The 13,161-nt window shown below is 30.2% G+C and carries 10 protein-coding genes; 8 read left to right on the top strand and 2 right to left on the bottom strand.

The annotated features are described in order from the left end of the window. Positions 1-5: 5 nt before the first annotated feature. The 4 genes from NMG68_RS02680 (at position 6) to NMG68_RS02665 (ending at position 4,556) form a co-directional block, all read left to right on the top strand. Positions 6-1,082, top strand: coding sequence for an ABC transporter permease (locus NMG68_RS02680; RefSeq protein ID WP_255034422.1), 1,077 nt, complete (start codon positions 6-8; stop codon positions 1,080-1,082). A 12-nt stretch (positions 1,083-1,094) separates the two neighbouring features. Next, entirely contained in the window at positions 1,095-2,291 is a 1,197-nt protein-coding gene (locus NMG68_RS02675) for an ABC transporter ATP-binding protein (protein ID WP_255034421.1), read from the top strand. Between the two features lie 5 nt (positions 2,292-2,296). Continuing rightward, positions 2,297-3,658: an ABC transporter ATP-binding protein gene (locus NMG68_RS02670; protein WP_255034420.1), complete on the top strand. Its 1,362-nt coding sequence runs from the start codon at positions 2,297-2,299 to the stop codon at positions 3,656-3,658. Positions 3,659-4,031: 373 nt separating this feature from the next. Then, positions 4,032-4,556: a restriction endonuclease subunit S domain-containing protein gene (locus tag NMG68_RS02665; RefSeq protein ID WP_255034419.1), complete on the top strand. Its 525-nt coding sequence runs from the start codon at positions 4,032-4,034 to the stop codon at positions 4,554-4,556. Here the strand turns inward: NMG68_RS02665 and NMG68_RS02660 are convergent. Both NMG68_RS02660 and NMG68_RS02655 read right to left on the bottom strand, forming a co-directional pair. Further along, positions 4,527-5,072 carry a restriction endonuclease subunit S gene (locus tag NMG68_RS02660; RefSeq protein ID WP_255035043.1) on the bottom strand — a complete coding sequence of 182 codons (546 nt, stop codon included), beginning with the start codon at positions 5,070-5,072 and terminating at the stop codon, positions 4,527-4,529. The genes NMG68_RS02665 and NMG68_RS02660 overlap by 30 nt on opposite strands. A 237-nt stretch (positions 5,073-5,309) precedes the next feature. Further along, complete coding sequence (locus tag NMG68_RS02655; RefSeq protein ID WP_255034418.1) at positions 5,310-5,777, bottom strand: restriction endonuclease subunit S; 468 nt, start codon at positions 5,775-5,777, stop codon at positions 5,310-5,312. A 597-nt stretch (positions 5,778-6,374) separates the two neighbouring features. On the opposite strand from NMG68_RS02655, the gene NMG68_RS02650 reads away from it, so the two are divergent. From NMG68_RS02650 to NMG68_RS02635, 4 genes are all read left to right on the top strand, one after another. After that, complete coding sequence (locus NMG68_RS02650) at positions 6,375-9,332, top strand: MG321/MPN456 family lipoprotein (protein WP_255034416.1); 2,958 nt, start codon at positions 6,375-6,377, stop codon at positions 9,330-9,332. Between the two features lie 139 nt (positions 9,333-9,471). Further along, positions 9,472-10,680 (top strand): ABC transporter permease, encoded by a 1,209-nt coding sequence (locus NMG68_RS02645; protein WP_255034415.1) that lies wholly within the window; start codon positions 9,472-9,474, stop codon positions 10,678-10,680. A 9-nt stretch (positions 10,681-10,689) separates the two neighbouring features. Beyond that, positions 10,690-11,829 (top strand): ABC transporter permease, encoded by a 1,140-nt coding sequence (locus NMG68_RS02640; protein WP_255034414.1) that lies wholly within the window; start codon positions 10,690-10,692, stop codon positions 11,827-11,829. Next, positions 11,829-13,160: an ABC transporter ATP-binding protein gene (locus NMG68_RS02635; protein WP_255034413.1), complete on the top strand. Its 1,332-nt coding sequence runs from the start codon at positions 11,829-11,831 to the stop codon at positions 13,158-13,160. Before NMG68_RS02640 ends, NMG68_RS02635 begins: the two co-directional genes overlap by 1 nt. The last annotated feature ends 1 nt before the right edge of the window (position 13,161 follow it).

Genomic DNA, 13,161 nt, shown 5'->3' with positions numbered 1-13,161 from the left:
TAGATATGAGTAAATATAAAGAAGATTACCAGAAACTACCTGAAAATAGTTCTGGATCTAAGATAAAAAACTATTTTAGTAGAGTAGCTAATGATATAAGAGATCGTGCTGAATTAAGTGATAATGAACATATCAATCCTAAAACAGCTCCTAATCAGATAACTCAACCATATAACTATCAAGCATGAAAGATTGTTGGTAAGATCATGGATCACCAAACCGATCTTCACATGCACGCTCAAGCTAAACCGTTTAAAGAGTTTGTTAATCGCTATTCACGTTCTTTCGCTGGAGTGTTTGGAATGGTTGCTTTGATCTTGGTGATTATCTTATCAATGCTTATCCCTTTCTTTACCCAAGATCCTAATAAAACTAATATTTCAGATCGTAATCTGTTGTTTAATTCAACAGATTCTAATGGGGTTTATCATTTCTTAGGAACGGATGATCTTGGTAGGGATTATTGAGCTAGATTGTGATGAGGATTAAGATATTCGATTGCGTTAGCATTTGTGGTTACAGTAATTGAAGTCATCATCGGTTTAACAATCGGGATTATGATGGGTCAGTTTGAATTCTTTGATAAAATCATGACTTTTATTATCAAAGTAATTTCAATTGTTCCAACAATTATTATCTTAATCTTATTAACAATTATTATTGCTCCTAGTTTTTGAGTTATTGTATTCTCTTTATCATTAACTTCATGAACAGGGATGGCTAACCAGATCAGAGCACAAGTTAAAAGAGCTAAACACTCAGAATGAGTGATGGCTTCAAGAATTCTAGGAACGCCTACTTGGAAGATCTTAAAAAATTACGTTCCCGTAATTTTACCAATCTTAATTACCCAATTAGTATTTACGATTCCTGGTGTTGTTTTATCTGAAACATCATTAGCATTCATTGGTTTAGCAATTAAAGATATTCCGACATTAGGTAATATTATTTCAGATGGACAAAAACTCTTCCCAACATATGCTAGATATGTATTCATTCCATCTGCTTTCTTGATTTTAATTACCACTAGTGTTCAATTAATTGGTGCTTCAGTGCAAGATTCACTAAGAAGACAAAGATAGGTTACTAATAATATGAGTAGTAAAAAAACTAATAAAAAAAGCCTAGGTTATCGAATTAAAGATTATTTTACTAATCTTTTTGGTTTTATCACTAACCGTAAATTTGTTTTTAATTGGGAAGAATTTACTAAGAATACTAGAACTAAGAAATTCGATAACGGTGAAGAATTAAAAGTAGTAGCCGAAATTAAAGATATCCAATTATCTTTCTTAAACCCTTCAAGACCAGGTGAGAAGAATATCGTTTTACGTGGTCCTTCAATTGAAATTTATGAAGGAAAAATCCACGCAATAATCGGAGAATCTGGTAGTGGTAAATCAGTTATTACATCATTACTTTATGGATTAACTGGAGATAATGCTGTGATTGATAGCGGGGAAGTTAAACTGTTTAATAACAATGTTGAAAACTTTTCTTTCCGCGATTGAGAAAAATCACATTACCGTGGTCGAGTGGTATCGGCTGTTTTCCAAAACCCGATGTCAACTCTTAACCCGACTATGAAAGTTGGTGCACAGATTATGGAAGGGATGTTGGTTAATAAAGTTGTTAAAAACAAAAAAGAAGCTTACGAACGCGCTGTTGAGTTTTTAAAACTAACTAAGATCTCCGACCCTGAAGCAGTTATGAAACTATACCCACATGAAATGAGTGGGGGGATGATTCAACGGGTTGTAATCGCAGCTATTGTTTCACTTGAACCTAAAATCCTGGTAATGGATGAACCGACAACAGCACTAGACCCAACTGTTCAAGCATTAGTATTAGATATCATCAAAGATCTACAAGAAAAACTAAATCTATCAATTGTTTTCATTACCCACGATTTAGGAGTGGTTGCTTCTATTAGTGATTACATTTCAATCATGTATGCTGGACAGATTATTGAAGAAGGTACTGCTAGAGAGATCTTAAAACACCCACAACACCCATATACTTGAGGTTTAATCTTAAGTATGCCAGATGTTAATAATGGCGATCGTTTAGCAACAATTAGGGGATCTGTTCCATCTAATCTAAATAATATTGTAGGTGATGCTTTTGCTGTAAGAAATGACTACGCACTAGGTATTGACTTTACTGAAGAACCGAAATTTTATTATTTATCACAAACCCACAGAGTTAAATCAGCGCTTCTAGATGAAAGAGCTGAAAAATACACCCCACCTAAACACATCTTAGAACTGTGAAACGAATTTAAGGCTTAATGATTATGAGTACAATACAATCTAAAGAAAATAAAAAACCTTATATTGAAGTAAAGAAAAAATTCTTTTTCTTTAAGAAGCGTTACGCTCGTTATAACATTAAAGGTGTAGAAGAGATGCTAAAAGTTCCTTCTGGTAAGGAAATTTTAGCATCCCTTAGAAATGTTGATATTACCTATGGTGTAGGTTCTAAAGCATTTAGAGCAGTAGTAGATATGAATCTTAATATTTATAAAGGTGAAGTATTAGGATTAGTTGGTGAATCAGGTAGTGGTAAATCAACAATAGGAAGAGCAATCATAGGTTTAGTTCCACACAGCTTTGGGCAGATTAAGATTCTTGATAAAGTTTTACCTCAAAAGATGCAAAAGGGTTTTAAGTTTGGTAAATCATTAAGAGAATATAAAGAAATTGAGAACTTTATGGTTAATAAAGTTCAGATGATCTTCCAAGACCCGGCTAACTCACTTAACCCACACGTTAATGTTGAAAGCATTGTATCTGAAGGATTAACCAACTTAAAGAATGCTAAAGAGATCTATCTATACAATGTTGATCAAGATGTAATTAGACATATCTATGAGACTTGATTAGATAAGAACACACCAGCAGTTTATCAAGCATTCTATAATGGTTATGAAGTTGAGTTAGAAAACTTAATTAATCAAAACGAACATGTTGCTTTTGAAGCGATCTATACTGGTTTTTATAACAAACTTAAAGAATTCAGTCAGTTTAAAATTCCAATGGATTACTTGCTTCAACAAAAAGAAGAAAGAATTCAATTAAGTAAGTTATCTGAACTAGAATGCAAACGCATTCTAGTGAGAAATATTCTAGCTTCAGTAGGTTTAGATGAATCTGTATTAAAGCGATACCCATTAGAATTCTCTGGTGGTCAGCAACAAAGAATTGGGATCTCTCGTGCTGTAGTTGTTAGACCTAGATTATTGATTGCTGACGAACCAATCTCAGCATTAGACGTATCAATCCAAGCACAAGTTGTTAATATCTTTAATGACTTAAAGAATAAATTTAACTTAACAATTTTATTCATTGCGCATGACTTAAGAATGGTTGAGTATATCTCTGATAGAATCGCAGTTATGAATAAAGGAAGATTACTTGAAATAGGTTTAACTAAAGAGATTATGAAAAACTCTTTACACCCTTATACTAAATCATTACTTGATGCAGTACCATCAATTAATGGAACTAAAGGAAGTTTGATTGGTTATAAATACGATCCAAGTATTCATTCATATGATAAAAACAATCAACCTGAATGACAAAAGATTAATGACAACCACTTTGTTCTAGCTACTAAAAAAGAGTTAGAAGAATGAAAACAAGGTAAATATAAATAGATAGAATCTATTATTCTGTTTTTCATTAATTATTTTTAAGAATAAGTTTGTATCAATTTATTAAATATAACGATCTTGATAAATATTTATCAAGATCGTTATTATTTTGTTTAGTAACAAATATAAACTTCAAAAGTTAATATAAGAAATTAAGTAAGTATTGTTAATTATTATGAATTTAAGATACATTTAACATAAAAGTGATTGTTAAAATTTATTAAAATATCTCGTCATTTTGGCAATTTATTGTTAATTGATAAGAAATATAAGAGTTGTTATTGTTTCTTATATAAGAACTTAATTCGGTTTCTTAATATAGAATTAAAGCAACAAAAAAGCATAAATTAAAATTATAAAATCAGCATAAAAGTTTATGAAATTAAAAGATATAGCAGAAATAGTTACCGAAAAAATAGATTATGAATCAATAAATTTAGAGAATTATGTTTCTGTTGATAATTTATTGCAAAATAAAAACGGAAAATGTAATGCTGCTCATATGCCTGCATATGGTAAATATATTAAATATAGAGTTGGCGATATATTACTAGGAAACATTAGACCTTATTTAAAAAAAATCTGGTTATCCGATACTACTGGAGCAGCAAAGCAAGATGTTATAGTTTTAAGACCGAAGAATAACATTTCTTCATGGTTTATCTACTCTTTATTATCTGATGACAATTTTTTTGAATATGTTTCTAAAGGTTCTATAGGTACGATAATGCCAATGGGTGATAAGAAACATATTTTAAATTATGAATTCTTGGTCGATATAAATAACGAAAAAATATCTAATTTAATCAAATTGATAACTACAAAAATTTTCTTAAATAGAAAGATAAACGATAATTTATTTATTGATTTCTTAATCAATCGTTGCTTGACCGTTCATTAATAGTGGTAATAGAAAATCTTTAATTTCAGATAGTTTCTCGTTTTCTTCTTTATTTTTTAAAACAATTGATCTAATATTATGCAAAATAATTTCATAAGAATTTAATGTTTCTTTATCAGGGATCATCACCATCAAAGAACTTAAATTGTTTAGACTTAACGAAGCTCTAGTTGAAGCCATACATGAATTATGTAAATAATTATAGATTGGTTTAGATTCGAAATAAGATCTAATATATTCTTTTAATGCTGGATCTTTTACATTTATTCTTGCTAACGCAACATTAAATGCTCCTTCAATTCCATATCTAACTCTTCCTGCATCACCATATTTATCCATAAGAATGTCAAATTTATCTACTATAGTTAGATTATCTTTTATAGGGATGTAAGTTTTGTGTCCATCGCTATTATAATCTCTGTTTTGTATAAATCTGACATAGCCTTCCTTCATAGAATAAATAAAATCTTTTTTAGGGGGTTGGTAACTACTTTCCCATTTTATTAAATCTGTTAATTTTTCTACTTTTCAACCTTCAGGAATATTTCTTTTAATAAATTTATTTCAAATTAATTTACCACCTGATAGTTTATAAGGTTTATTTTTCTTATTACAGAAATTTAAATTATCAAATCAATGTTTATATAAAAGCTCGATTTGCTTTTTTAAATTATCGTTTATAACAAATTATCGTTTATCTTATTATTGATATCTATTTTTTTTGATCTATATAATCTAGAATTTTCGTTATTTTTATTTGATCTTTTTTATCAACAGGAATTTTTGAATAGTTATATTAGCGATTTCAGCTCCTGAAATTTCTTTAAATGTAGTTCCTGAAGCGGACAAAATAATCTTGTTCTTATTAAAGAATAAACAATAATATAAGAAAATGTTAGATATATTATTATTTGGAATTAAATTTTTAAAACCTTGATTAGTTGATAGATTATTTTTAGTAATAGCAATATAACCTATTGGTGCTCTTGAAGAAAATAATATAGAACCTTTTGGTATTATTTTTGCTGAACAACTCTTTAATCCCTTTTCTGTTATATTCCTTTGTCCCCTTTGAATATATTTTGATTTATTTATCGATAAATCTTTGGGAGTAATTCAAGGAATTGTTCCATCTTTATAATAATCCTTATTTTGAGTAGATGGCGTACCTCCGCCCACAATCTTACATATATCACCTAATCGTTTTTTAACCCATTTCATTATTATTCCTACCTAATACGTTTTCAGCGAAAAATTGGAACATTATCTTATTTAATCATTATATATTTAAGCATAATATTTATTGCTGCATAGTCTAATGAATTTTGAATTAGTTTATCTATAGTTTTTATCTGTTTAAGAGTACATTACTTTTTGATAAAAAATCACTAGATTTTAAAAACTAAAAATATAGTTGAGCAAAGTAATTTGACTGATATTTTTTTCACTTTATTAATTAAATTATTGTGTTATAATGTTTTTGATATTATGTTAAAAACTTACCAATCACTAAACAAAAGTTTTAGAACTATTAATAGCATATTTATAAAGAAGATGTTTGACTCTTCTAATATTTACACTATTAATAATGATAAAACGAATAAAGATGTGGGTGAGTAATTTTAAATAAATTCCAAATAAATATTTATAACAGATTGCTTATCCACCAAGAATAACGGAATAATTAAGCAATCATAAATTAATATATTAATAAATACATATAAGAATAGTGATTGCTTTTAAAAAAAGTAATTGCTATTTTTGGTATCAATAACATATAATCAACTATTTAACTATAAAAATATAAAGGACTAAAAAATGAGAAACAACAAAAACAAAAGAAGTTTCCTAAAAATTGCATCAGCTCTCTCATTTGCTGTTATAACTACAAGTACATTGGCTTCTTGTGGTTCTGGTTATTCAAACGTTTCGAACAATAGCTTTGCTAAAGGTTATATATTCGATGATAACAATAATATAAAAATTAAGGCTGCTGATGGTTTAAGAGATATCCCTTTAAACAAAGAAACCTTTGTAAATGCTTTAAAAGAATTAGGGGCTACTAAAGAAAAACCTTGAACAATTATCGATAAAAACTTATCTATAACTAAGGCTTCAGATGACTATCAAACATTCTTTAATAACAAAGCTGCAGCTTTATCAAATTTATCGGATGGTTTAATTAGATATAACAACGTTTTAAGATCTGCTATTAATCCTTCTGTACAAGAACACTATGCTCAAGGTAACTCAACTTCAGGTAGTTTCTTCTGAGGTAGAGACTATGCTGCAGTTGGTACATTTATCGAATCTTGATTCACAGATGGACGTAATGCTAAAAACAGTCAATGAATCATTGAAAGATTAATTAAAATTGCTGAGAATCCAGAAGCATATAAAGCTCAATATGGAGAAAAATTCATTACTGTTTCTGCTTCATTAGCTAGAGCTATTATTGAAAGTGGATTAACTTCATTACAAGCTCCTAAGGCTAGCGTACCTGCTGGTATGGCTACTGCTGGTATGACTCCTGCTGCTATGACTCCTGCTACTATGGGTGCTGGAGCATCAAGTTCAATTAGAATAGTTGAAGGTGATGGAAGTACTGGTGGAACTGGCGGCAACGGCGGAACTGGTTCTGGAGGTGATGCGACTAGTGGAGGAACTGGTGCTGCTGATGCTTCTTCTGGTTCAATGTCTTCTGGTTCTTCTTCTACAGAAACTACTGAAAGCATGCAACCAACTACTGAAACATCAACTAGTTCAGATGATATGAAATACCTTGAATTATTCAAAGGTAAAAAGTTTGATACTGTTGTTTCGACTGATCCTACTAAACTACAAGAATACAAAGATGGTATAGCTAAATACATCGGTGAATGAACTTCAGGTGATTCTGAGCATTCACTATATATAATTTCATTCCTTGATGACCAATTCTCCTTCATCCCTTCATCATCACAAGATAATACTTCAATTAGTTATTCTCTAATTAAGAATCCTCAATGAATGATTCGTTCTAACTGAAAATCTTCTGAAACATTATACAGAGATTCAAGTGGTCCTGAAGGAGAACCATATGTATTAGAAACAACATCTAAACCTACTGATGGTAATGAACTTCCTCTTCAATCATCATTCTCATCTGGTGGTGGAAGTGGTGTTAACTATCCTGGAACTTATGTTCACTTGATTTCAGCTGAAACTACAGGTGCGATTAATTATGATAAAGCTACTAAAACTAGATCATATAACTTTGACGCTACATACAAATTAGAAGGTGCTAAAGGGTTAAAATTATATGATAAAGATGATAAATTATTAGCTGTTGTTTTAAGACCTGTTACAGGTGATAATGCTTCTAATTGACTAACAGAAACAGAAACAAAAGCAAAACAAGAAAATTCTACAGCTTATGTTTCAAAAACGGGTATAGTTGATCCTGATAAAGATAAAAACTTAGTAGATGCTTATAAAAAGGCAGTTAGATATGACTGACTAATTGATAAAAATATTAAATGAACCGACAAAACAGGAATGCCGGTTGCTAGATTATCTGCTAGAGACTTTGAAAGAGGGCTAGAAGCTTTCTGATTAGCAAGACAAACTAATTACACTAACAACGGTTACTTAATTGATCAATTAGGTATTGATCTTCAAAAAACGCTTAATGGAACCACTACTATGAATCCTGTTGGTGATTCAAATGGTAAAGTTACAGTAACTGCTGGTACTACAAAAATTACAGATCCTGCTTACGATATAGGTAAATTCACTAACGATGATGATACTTATAGAGTTTATATAAAAAATCCTTATTCATTTGGTATTCAATTCTTCTCTAACTCATTCAATAGCCCATTACCTCACTGAGATTCTAGAGTAAGAAAAATTAGATTAAATACACAAACTACTGATAGTTCTAATACAACTATTACCTCTGAATTTAAAACAGGGTCTAGATGATCTGATTCTGTTGATGGACAAATTGCTGTTAAATCAATAACTGAAAACGGTAAAACATCTATAAACATTGATAAACAAGGAACTAAATTCGATCAATTATTTGGTTATATCAATGAAACAGGTACAGCTGATAACTTAGATTATTCTCTATATTCTGGTTCTTATTACTTAGACGGATACTCAGCTAACCAATATACATTCGCATACAACAATAATTACAAAAATGCGTTTTCTGACGGATATTACCAAAATACTAAACCAGTTCAAAAAATCCTATACAACTATGGAGGTAGAACTGTTGATGTTATCTATAGCGCTTACAGAAATGATAACTCAACTCCAACAATATTGCTTCTTCCTAGAAGTAAAGTAAATGACGCTTTTGGTAAACCACAATATAGCGAATTCTTATGAGCAACTCGTGCAGCTGATCCAGTTGGTCAATCTTCATTCCTTACATGATCAGCTAACCCAAGTTCTGATAATCCTACTTACCAAGATGCTGTTACTAAAAAAATATTCAAAGAATGAAACAGTGATAACTCAAGAATCGTTCGTGCTGGTATTATTAACTTAATTAACTGACAAAAACTAATTAACATCGTTGATCAAAACACAACATTCCAAGTGACTTCTATTCCATATAGAACATTTGTTGATAGCAAAACATTCAAAGATGTTCAATTAAACGATGGATTCATCGCTGCTAGAGATAATAAATTCCCTGAAGCATTTAAAGTAAATGGCTACAGTGGTGTTTTAAGAAGACCATACACAGACTTCAAGCCGGCTGGTAAAAAAACTAGCTAATATGGTTTATATAAAAACAAACTAAAACAGTTTGTTATAATTTGTTATGGAATTTTTAATTAAAAATTAACTAAAAATAATAAGAGAATACAACTAAGTGACCCTTGGTTGTATTAATCTTATTTAATAAAGATAAATAATGCTAGCTTATATTTTAAAAAGAATAGGTTTTGCTGCATTAGCGGTTTTCATCCTTTTAACTATAACCTATTTACTAACAGGTTTATTACCATACAGACCGATAATACCAGGTCAAAATGAGTCAGAAGAAGCGTTTAACCAACGCTTAGCTGCTTTAGGTTTTAACGAACCAATTATCGTAAGATACGGAAAGTATCTTTACGGATTATTCGTAGAACATACATTAGGACCTTACTATTCAAACGGTGCTGTTAATATTGGTAAATTATTTTTCGAAAAAGTTCCTAATACCTTATTGATATCTTCTATTTCATTTGTAATATCAATTATCTTAGGTATTAGCTTTGGGGTTTTATCAGCAGTTTATCGTGGTAAGATAATCGATACGGTGTTAAACATAGTTTCAGTTATCTTTATATCAGTACCAAGCTTTGTGATTGCTGTGTTGTTACTAATTATATTTAGAAATTCAGATCTACCACTTCGCTTTGTAGCTCCTGGATCAAATGATTACACAGTCGGAAAATTCTGAGCATCATTAGTATTACCAATCCTTTCATTAACATTAGGTGGGTTTTCTAGTATGACTTACTATATGAGAAATGAAATGGTTGAAGTTTTACAACAAGACTATATAAAAACTGCTAAATCAAAAGGACTTACTAATTGTGCGATTATTTTCAAACACGCACTAAGAAATGCATCAATCCCAATTTTATCGATTATAGTTCCGTCATTACTAGGATTAATTTCATCTTCATTTGTTATCGAAACATTCTATAGTGTTCCAGGTACTGCTTCAATTCTAGTTGACGCAATCCAAAAAAATGAAGTGAATATGCTAGCATTCCAAGTTTTATTCTTCTCTTCATTATCATTCTTATTGCAAATCGTATTAGATGTTATCTACACATTAGTAGATCCAAGAATAAGGCTAGCAGAAGGTAATTCGTTTATCTTTGTTAAATGAATTGCTAACAGTATTGCTAGAAATAAAAATAAAAAACTATGAGCTATGGTTAATGAATCAAATGCTTATGTTTTGTCAGAAGATAAGGATAGTTCTTTAATAGAATCTATTAAAGAAAATAATGACTTATCTAAAACTAAAGTTTTTGTAGATAACAAGAAGTTTAATTTACCAAATAATGTTGAATACATTATTTTAAATAAGAAGATCTACATATTAGAGAAAGCGCTAGGTTAATAAGAAAAGATGACAATACAAGAATTAGGCGCAAAATATCAATTTGATAAAGAATTGTTCGAACGAGTTGATGTTAATGAACAGTTAAATAAACAAAGTCAAGTAATTGGTAAACCAAGCAACTATATAGTTGATATTATTAAGAGATTTTTTAAAAACCCAGCAGCAGCTGTATTTACGGTGTTTTTAATTATCTTGATTTTATTATCAATAATTGCTCCGATAGCTTCACCTTATGATCCGATCAATCCGATTGGAATTGATGATGTTTTTTTCAATCTACCACCAAGAATCTTTGGTTTAAATCCTACTAAGATCGCTAGAATACCAAGTGTATTCTTATATATGTATGATGGTGTAATTGTTGATCAAAAAGATGTTGGTAATGGTATAGTTCAAATTACTTATCATCCTTATGATCTAGAACAATTAAGAAATATTTATCCGATCTTTGGTACTACTCAAGGTGGTGTTGATGTTTGAACTAACTTATGAAAAGCAATTCAAACATCATTAGGTTCTGCTTTAATAGTTTCTGTATTTGCGACAATCATTGGAGTAATCTATGGTTCTATTTCTGGTAGTTTTGCTGGTAAATGAGTAGATACAGTTATGATGCGAATTGTTGAAATCATTAGCGGGTTACCAACAATAATCTTGATTATTATTCTTGCGCAAATCTTTGTTGGTTCTGATGGTAATGTTGGAGGTAATTTAAGTCTAGCTTCATTAAATGCTGCTTTAATCTCTCTATACTGAACTGGTCCAGCTAGAATTACAAGAATTTACATCGTTAAAACAAAAGACGCGGAATATATTCAAGCAGCTAGAACATTAGGTGCTAGTCAATGAAGAATCATCTTTGTTCATATGATTCCTAATATCTCAGGTAGGTTATCTGTAATGTTCGTAAACTTTATTCCGGTAGCTATCTTTGTAGACTCAGGTTTAGTATTCCTAGGATTAAAATCATCTCAAGATTTATCATTAGGAACAATCTTATCTTCGACTTACCAAAACATCTCGTCTGATTTATTACATATATCATTACCACCGATCATTATCTTCTCGTTATTTACGATTTCATTACAAATCATTGCTAACGCAATTAATGACGCAGTAGACCCAAGAATTATAGGTAGAAAATAATGCAATTAAAAAAACGTTATTTAATAACCAACGAAGATAAGAAACTAAAAGAAAACTTCATGCTTGATATAAGAAATTTAAATGTTTCTTTTAAAACCAAAGATGGTATGCTTCAAGCTGTAAGAGGTGTTAATATCTCAGCAAGAAAAGGTCAGATCATAGGTATTATTGGTGAATCTGGTAGCGGTAAATCTGTATGTGTTAAATCCTTAATTGGTTTTAATGATAATTCCAAAACTGTTGCTGATAACCTTAATCTTGATGATATTGATATCAGTAAGATTAAAAACCGAGATTGATCTAGTTTACGTGGGGAGTATGTTACTTATATTCCTCAGGATCCTTTGTTATCACTTAATCCAACTAAAAAGATTGGTGCGCAAATTAAAGAAGCATTAGTAATTGCTGAAAAAAGAAAATACCGTCAAGAAGTTTTAGAGATTAAAGAAAAGTATTTAGAAGAAAAACAAAAACTAGATCAAGAGCTAGATAAACAACCTTCTAGTAACGAACTATTAAAAAAACTTGATGGATTAAAAACTGATTATAATAATAAGCTTGATAAAGCTAAAGCTGCTTATAAAAATGAAAAGAGCGCTAAAGCTATTAAAGCTAAGATTTATCAAATCCTTGAATTCATTGGTATTAATGATATTAAAAACAAAGTTAATGCCTATCCTCATGAATTCTCAGGGGGAATGAGACAAAGAATTGTTATCGGAATCGCAATTGCTTCAAGACCTAAATTAATTATTGCAGATGAACCAACTACAGCTTTAGATGTAACAATCCAAGCTAAGGTTCTAGACTTGATTAAAAAGATTAATCAAGTTTATAAAGTTACTGTTATCTTTATCTCTCATAACATTGCTTTAGTGGCTAACTTCTGTGAGTATATTTATGTGATGTATGCTGGAAAGATTGTTGAGCAAGGTAATATTGACGATATCTTCTTAGATCCTAGACATCCATATACTTGAGCGTTAATTTCTTCAATTCCAGATGAAGGAATTGAAGGTAAATTAAAATCAATTCCAGGTTCAGCGCCAAACTTGATTTCTCCACCTAAAGGTGATGCGTTTGCTGCTAGAAATGAATATGCAACAAAACTTGATTTCAACCAACAACCTCCGTTAGTTGAAATCACTAAAACACATAAAGCAGCTACTTGATTACTTCACCCAGACGCGCCTAAGGTTCAATTACCAGATTTAGTTAAGCAAAAGATTGAAATCTATAAACAATCTTTAGCTAAACTAGAAAAACAACCAATAGAAGAAAAAACTCCAGAAGTAATATTCAACGTATTCGATACCAGGGAGAAACAATAAA

The organism is Mycoplasma bradburyae, from assembly GCF_024338845.1.
GTDB classification, from domain to species: Bacteria; Bacillota_I; Bacilli_A; order Mycoplasmatales; family Mycoplasmoidaceae; genus Mycoplasmoides; species Mycoplasmoides bradburyae.
This window is presented reverse-complemented; position numbering and strand designations above follow the sequence as displayed.